The 7121-nt window shown below is 40.6% G+C and carries 7 protein-coding genes; all 7 read left to right on the top strand.

Annotated elements, in window-relative coordinates; translation table 11 throughout:
* Positions 1 to 167: 167 nt before the first annotated feature.
* Positions 168 to 560, top strand: coding sequence for a winged helix-turn-helix transcriptional regulator (locus JJE29_05540; protein MBK5252079.1), 393 nt, complete (start codon positions 168 to 170; stop codon positions 558 to 560).
* 23 nt (positions 561 to 583) lie between these two features.
* Positions 584 to 1669 carry an ACR3 family arsenite efflux transporter gene (gene arsB / locus JJE29_05535; protein ID MBK5252078.1) on the top strand — a complete coding sequence of 362 codons (1086 nt, stop codon included), beginning with the start codon at positions 584 to 586 and terminating at the stop codon, positions 1667 to 1669.
* Between the two features lie 34 nt (positions 1670 to 1703).
* Positions 1704 to 2108 carry an arsenate reductase ArsC gene (locus tag JJE29_05530; protein ID MBK5252077.1) on the top strand — a complete coding sequence of 135 codons (405 nt, stop codon included), beginning with the start codon at positions 1704 to 1706 and terminating at the stop codon, positions 2106 to 2108.
* Between the two features lie 249 nt (positions 2109 to 2357).
* Positions 2358 to 3152, top strand: a complete 795-nt coding sequence (locus tag JJE29_05525; protein ID MBK5252076.1) for a hypothetical protein — start codon at positions 2358 to 2360, stop codon at positions 3150 to 3152.
* A 90-nt stretch (positions 3153 to 3242) separates the two neighbouring features.
* Positions 3243 to 3920, top strand: coding sequence for a response regulator transcription factor (locus tag JJE29_05520; GenBank protein MBK5252075.1), 678 nt, complete (start codon positions 3243 to 3245; stop codon positions 3918 to 3920).
* Positions 3917 to 5368: a HAMP domain-containing histidine kinase gene (locus tag JJE29_05515; GenBank protein MBK5252074.1), complete on the top strand. Its 1452-nt coding sequence runs from the start codon at positions 3917 to 3919 to the stop codon at positions 5366 to 5368. Before JJE29_05520 ends, JJE29_05515 begins: the two co-directional genes overlap by 4 nt.
* Positions 5369 to 5597: 229 nt before the next feature.
* Positions 5598 to 7070 (top strand): diguanylate cyclase, encoded by a 1473-nt coding sequence (locus tag JJE29_05510; protein ID MBK5252073.1) that lies wholly within the window; start codon positions 5598 to 5600, stop codon positions 7068 to 7070.
* Positions 7071 to 7121: the final 51 nt, after the last annotated feature.

The following is a 7121-nucleotide window of genomic DNA, read 5'->3' as shown; positions in this document are numbered from 1 at the left end:
TTTTAATGACGCTTACGTTTGATTTAAAAAAATAATAAAAAAAGGGGTGAAAATGCGAAGGCATTTCCGCCCCTTTTTTGCTATGTTAACTTTCTATTGATTTTATTGACAAAGATTTTCCACATGTTAGTATATGAGTAAGTAATCATATAAGAAAGGGGGAAGCCATGAGGCAGGTGGAAATAATGAAGGCTCTTGCTGATGAAAACAGATTGAGGATTCTAAATCTGTTGAATCGCAACTTGATGTGCGTGTGCGAGCTGGAGACAATACTGGAGCTGAACCAATCAAATATATCAAGGCATCTTGCAAAGCTTAGGAATATGGGAATCATTGTAGCCGATAAGGATGCGCAATGGGTTCATTATAGACTTGATAAGGAATTCAAGAAAGAAAACCCCGAACTCTGTGACCACATGGAAAAGGTTTTTCTGAAGATTTCAATATGCATTGAAGATAGCAAACGTTATGAAAATTATCTAAAACATGGATTCACGTGTCAAAACATACGAAAAGACAAGGAATTTGTTTTGAAAAACATAAAAACGACTGAGCTTTAGGCTCGGCTCACGGGAGGCAGAAGATGGAGAATAAAGAAATAAAAAAATCAAAAGCCTTTGACAAAAAACAAATTTCCGAAGAAATGGGCGTCTTCGGGCGATACCTCACAGTTTGGGTCATTCTTTGCATTATGGCAGGTGTTGCCATTGGACATTGGATGCCGGTGGTACCCGAGACACTTAGCAGATTCGAATATGCTAAGGTTTCAATTCCGGTTGCCATTCTGATATGGCTGATGATATATCCGATGATGCTCAAGATTGACTTTCACAGCATCGTAGAAGCCACAAAAAAGCCAAAGGGGTTAACGGTTACTACGGTCGTCAATTGGCTGATCAAGCCTTTTACCATGTATTTGATTGCCGCATTCTTTTTTAAAACCGTATTCGCCTCGTGGATAAGGCCTGAACTTGCTACACAGTATTTGGCAGGAGCGGTCCTTTTGGGAGCGGCGCCTTGCACCGCGATGGTTTTTGTTTGGAGTCATTTGGTAAAGGGAGACCCGGCTTACACATTGGTTCAAGTGGCGGTAAATGACCTTATACTGCTTTTGGCCTTCACACCGATAGTCGCATTGCTTATCGGGGTATCAAACATAAAGGTTCCTTACGATACACTTTTTCTTTCCGTAGTGCTTTTCGTTGTCATTCCACTGGCGGGAGGATGGTACTCAAGAAAATTAATCATTAAAAAGCACGGGAAGGATTACTTTGAGAATGTCTTCCTTAAAAAATTTGACAATATAACAATAGTCGGACTGCTTATGACCTTGGTTATTATTTTTTCCTTTCAAGGAGAAATTATACTGAATAACCCCATTCATATCGCATTGATAGCTGTTCCACTTACTATCCAGACGTTCCTGATATTCTTCATAGCATATGGATGGTCGAAGGCATGGAAGCTTCCGCATAATATAGCGGCGCCGGCAGCCCTTATAGGAGCAAGCAATTTCTTCGAGCTTGCTGTGGCAGTCGCTATTTCTCTTTTCGGACTTCAGTCCGGAGCCACTCTTGCTACAGTTGTAGGTGTTCTTGTGGAGGTGCCTCTCATGCTTACACTAGTAAAAATTGCAAACAGAACAAAATCTTCATTCATTGCCAAGTAGAAACAGTTTAAATATAATAACGCGGAGGTAAACGATGAAAAAGAAGAAAGTTGCATTTGTATGCGTGCATAATTCCTGCCGCTCGCAAATGGCCGAGGGATGGGCCAAAAAACTTGGAGGCGAAGTTATCGAGGCATATTCTGCCGGAACGGAAGAGTACCCCGAGGTCAAGCCGTTGGCCGTTCAAGTAATGGAGGATGCCGGAGTCGATATGTATGGCCATCACCCGAAACTTTTATCGGCAATACCAACTGAAGTGGATATTCTTGTTACGATGGGCTGCAATGTTGTATGTCCGTTCGTACCGGCAGATTATACGGAGGACTGGGGGATAGACGATCCTTCCGGGGGACCAAAGAAAGGTTACGAGGAAACTCGAGATATTATTAAAGAAAAGGTTTTAGGCCTTGTCGAACGTGTAATGCAAGGAGAGATTTAAATGCAAAGGACAAAACTAAAAAAAGTTTTGTCCTTTTTACTGCAAGTAGATTTCATGATTAGCTATGAAGCCTTTGGTCCAGCCGGATTATGTTCGTATTGAGTATTGTTATGGATTTAGGAAAATATGATTAATTTAAAAAAAATAAAGCGGGAAATATATTTCTTCACAGAACCGTCACATTCGCCGGGTAATATGTAATCAGACAAGAGGAACAAACAAAATTAAGTTTAAGAGAGGGGAATTGATATGAAAGCAACCAGAACTAAAAAAAATATGAGTATTGTGTTGGCAGCATCTATGTTGCTAGCTATGGGGGTAACTGCTTTTGCAACGGAGACAGTTGAAACTGACACAGCGAGAGTAGAGAACCAAAGAGGATTTTTTAGGGGCAACATGAAAGCACCCGGTGTGAGGCTGGCAATAGGACAAAATATTCTGGAAGACCTTGTTGAAAATGGTTCGATATCAGAAGGCGAGCTGGAGGCAATAGAGAATTTCCTTGAAGAGCAAAGGAATCTTTCATCCGAAGATAGAGTGCATCCCGAAGAGGGAGAAGGGCCATTGGATTACTTAGTTGAAGAAAAAGTAATTACACAAGATACCGCGGATGATATTCTTGCAGGAATAGAAGTTCTGCGAGATGATAGAAGAACTGAATTCATCGAGAGTGTAATCGATGAAGGAATCTTGACTGAAGCGGAAATGGCTGAAGTAACAGACTTTATGGATGATTTCAGAGTAGAGAGGGAAGAAATGCGAGAAGAGCTTTCCGAAATGACTCGCGATGAGCGAAGAGATTACTTTGAAGAGAACAAGAATGATTTTGAAGGGCCGATAGAAAGCATGGTTGATGAAGGAATGATATCGGAAGACCAAGCAGATGCAATTCGTAATTTGATGCCTGGAAATGGACAAAGAGATGGAAACAGAGGGCCAAAGGGTCAGAACTTAAATATGGAAAGAGGACCTAAAAACGGAATGTTTTTTGGGGATAGAAATGGCGCAGGACTAAATCTGCAAATGAATTGTGAAGAATTGTAAAAAATAATTGCACGACTACGTAATCTCTGTTTTGCAGGGATTACGTTTTTTTTAAAGAATAATAAAAGTAATAAATATAATTCGGAGGAAATTATGGCAGTCAAAATTTTGGTGGTTGACGATGAAAAAAGAATAAGGAAAATAATCGAAGATTATCTAGCAAATGATGGATATGAAGTTCTTCAAGCAGAAAACGGGAAAAAAGCATTGGAAGTTTTCTATATGAATGACGATATAGATCTGATTATACTCGATGTCATGATGCCTGAGAAAAACGGATGGGAAGTTTGCCGTGAAATCCGAGAGGAATCCGATGTGCCGGTTATTTTCCTTACAGCTTTAGGGGAAACCTACGATGAAATAAAGGGTCTGAATATGGGAGCCGACGATTATCTTCCAAAGCCGTTTGGATATGAAAGGTTTATGGCTAGAGTCCGCTCTGCCTTGAGGCGAGCCGGCAAAAGCCAAGAGGCTAAGTATAAAGTCTACGACTTGTCTGTGGATCCGGAAAGCCATGGAGCCCATTTGGGTGAAGAGGAACTGGAGCTTAGCCCCAAGGAGTTTGATCTTTTAGTGTATTTGCTCGAAAATAAAAGCATAGCCCTCGAGAGAGATGTAATTCTAGATGCCGTGTGGGGATATGATTTCTACGGAGATTCGAGAACCGTCGATACCCATATTAAAAACCTTAGGTCGAAAATTGGGAAAGCCGGAACGTGCATAAAGACTGTCCGGGGGCTGGGGTACAAATTCGAGGTGAAATCATGACCAAATCAATACGTTTTAAAATTTTTATAACCTTTGTCATTTTGATTATTGCCTTTCAAGCGGCTTTTCTCATAGTGAGCAATTTTTTTCTGGATGATATCTATGTAAGCAGCACCAAAAATAGCATGATCGGAGTTTATGTGACATATAGATTAAGCGTTGAGGAGGGCATGGATGCCGAAAATGCCATAATGGAGCTTTCCAGGGACAATGGCGTCACAATAACCGTCATTGTCGACGGAAACGTAACGGGAACATCCTCTTTCGAAAGGCGGGCAAACCAGCAGTTCAAGATTATTCCGTTCATTACAAAAAATATTGGGCTGCTTGACGGCAGACCTGAGCAAGACACATTTTTCACAGAAATGCGTGGCCCGGAATCTTTGCGGAAATCAATAATTTTCATAGGGAGATTGCAAGATAGCGGTTACATGGTCATAGAAAAACCTCTGGCAATCATTGATCAAAACACGACGATTGCACGTAAATTTATAATGATTTCGGGACTGTTGACATTAATTCTTGGTTCATTCGCCATTTTTCTTGTTTCTGGGCGGATAACACGTCCGGTGGTAAAAATGACAAAAACTGCAAAGGCAATAGCAAAGCAGAATTTCAATGAAAAAGTGGACTATGACGGAGACGACGAGCTTGGGGACCTCGCAAGAAGCATAAATATAATGTCAGACGAACTCGATGAAGCTCTAAGTGGTCTTAGGGATGCTAATGCCAAGCTCACAGAAGATATTGAGAGAGAGAGAATACTTGAAAAGATGCGCAGAAGGTTCGTTTCTAGCGTTTCCCACGAGCTTAAGAATCCAATAAGCATGATTCAGGCCTATGCAGACGGGCTTCGATACAATATAGCAAAGAGTCCGGAGGCTATGGTTGAGTATGCAGAAATAATATCGGATGAATCTGACAAGATGGCCTCACTCATAAAGGATTTACTCGATCTTTCGGCTTATGAGTCGGGAACATTTTCAATAAACAAGGAATGGTTTGACTTTGCATTAATGACGAGAGAATCGTCGAAAAGACAGAAGAAACTGTTTGATGAAAGAGGCATAGGCCTTGAAATGCAGTTGCCGGATAAAGTTATGATTCATGGGGATGCACTCAGAATGGAACAGATACTCACAAATTTCCTGACAAATGCATTGAGGCACTCTGAAGAAGGCGGAATAGTAGGCGTTTCATTGGAAGAAATGGAAGATGGATTAAGGCTTTCTGTTCACAATACTGGGGATCCTATAGATGAAAAGGAACTTGAAAATATTTGGACAAGCTTCTATAAGGTGATGAACCATGGCTTGAATCCCTCTGTGGGAACAGGGCTTGGACTGGCAATCGTAAAGGCTATAGTAGACCTTCACGGAGGAAAATATGGAGCTGAAAACACAGAAGAAGGAGTAGAATTCTGGGTAGAAATTCCTGGAAAAGTGTAGATATCGTATGTACCCCTCGAAAGAGGGGTTTTTTATCAAGTATAATGTATGATTGTTATTCAAATAAAAACCCCTAATCTTTTATACTGCTCTATTATTATAGAACAATATTCCTCTGCTGTTTGAAATGGGCAGATGCAGACGAAACCGGATAAAAAGCATAATCAAGAGAACCGGTAGAAATAAGCCTTGTAATAGTATAAAATATGCGTAAGAAGACAGGCCTATTTTGAATGCGAGAGAGGATTGCCATGAAAGAGTTTTTTCTATTTTACTTGTGACAACTTTATTGATTATTTTATCTGTTGGTTTTGCCTATGCTGCCGAAGAACCTTTGAAGGCTGTAATCAAATCCATGCCAGATATGATGTTTGTTTTGGACAATGAAGGGGTTTTTATAGAAAACATGATGGAGCCGAAAGAGGCGGCGGAATTTATCGGAGGTGAATTTTCCGGCAAATCAATCGAAGATATTTTTCCGGGCAACATGGCGAAAACCCTTAGAAATGAATTCAATCGATTTGTTGAGACGGGAGCCGAAAACACGATTGAAATATCTCTTGCCGAAATGGGAATCAATAATCAATACGATGTTAGATTCGCAAGCATTGGAGATGAATACGTCCTTGCAATAGCTAGAGACATAACCGAAAGCAACGAGGCGAAGCAGAAGCTATATAATATGAGTATAAAAGATACTCTTACAGGCGTTTACAACAGGAATTATTTCGAGAGGAAATTGTCTGAAATGGACGGTGGAAATGGAAATTTCGGGATACTTGTCTGCGACGTTGATGCGCTCAAGCTTGTCAACGATATACTTGGCCACATCGCAGGGGACGAGTATCTAAAGACGGTAGCTGAAATAATACAAATGCATCTTCCGCAAGATGCATTTGTGGCAAGAGTGGGCGGCGACGAATTTGCGATTCTTTTAAAAGACACATCGCCGGACGAACTTGAAAAGCTGAATTTGGGAATAAAGGAAGATTTGAGGAATGAAAAAAAAGATTATTCTTTTGTCTCGACAAATCTTTCGGTGGGTTATGGCGTTCGAAATAAAAATGCTGCAACAATAAGGGAACTTTATAAATTTGCAGATGACGAAATGTATAGGGAAAAGACAAATCACAGGTATACGAGAAATAACGGAGACCTTTCTCTTTTGACTAATATGCTTGAGGCGAGGAGCTTCGAAACCGAATCTCATGCAAAAAGGATGGAGGAGAATTGCATAAAAATCGGCAAGGTATTGGGTTTTACTGAAAGCCGTCTAAATAAGATTTCGCTTTTGGCAAAATTTCATGACATAGGCAAGATAGGCATAAGGGACAGCATTCTATTAAAGCCCGACAAATTGACAGCTGTTGAATTTGAGGAAATGAAGACGCATTCCGAAATCGGATACAGAATAGCGAACTCTCTTCCGGACATAGAGCATGTCGCTGAATATATTTACAAGCATCACGAGTGGTATGACGGAACTGGTTATCCTTTCGGGCTTAAGCAGGACGAGATTCCCCTTGAATGCAGGATTCTTTCGGTTACAGATGCTTATGATGCAATGATTAATGACAGACCGTACCGAAGTGCTTTGGGAAAGGAAATGGCTATAGCCGAATTGAATCGCTGCAGTGGAAAACAATTCGACCCACACATAGTATCGGTTTTTCTAGACATTGTAGAAAAAGAAGAGAGTTGAGAAGGCTGAAACTGCGATAATTTTTGGATTAATAAGAATTAAAGGTAAATA

The organism is Peptostreptococcaceae bacterium (assembly GCA_016649995.1).
Classification (GTDB): Bacteria; Bacillota; Clostridia; order Peptostreptococcales; family BM714; genus BM714.
The sequence above is the reverse complement of the archived record's forward strand: the minus strand, read 5'-3'. Positions and strand labels throughout refer to the sequence as shown.